The 260-nt window shown below is 59.2% G+C and carries 1 protein-coding gene; it reads left to right on the top strand.

What is annotated here, in order from left to right:
* Positions 1 to 260: YhjD/YihY/BrkB family envelope integrity protein (locus E5W87_RS35825; protein ID WP_292408790.1), on the top strand; the 260-nt coding region annotated here is incomplete at both ends.

Below are 260 nucleotides of genomic sequence, written 5' to 3' on the forward strand. Positions count from 1 at the left end.
ACTGGCGCGCTCAGCTTCGGCTTCATCTTCGGCCTTGCCGTCGCACTGTGGAGCGCCAGCAACGGCATCAAGACGCTATTCGAAGCCATGAACATCGCCTACGAGGAGAGTGAAAAGCGCGGCTTTATCCATCTGAATCTCCTGGCCTTGGGCTTCACACTTGGCGCCATCCTCATCGGTATTGGGTTTATCGTCTCGGTGGGGATCGTGCCGGCCATGCTTGCGCTGCTGAACCTCGGCGGCTGGACCGAAGCCCTTGT

It is taken from the genome of Mesorhizobium sp. (assembly GCF_004962925.1).
Lineage (GTDB): Bacteria > Pseudomonadota > Alphaproteobacteria > Rhizobiales > Rhizobiaceae > Mesorhizobium.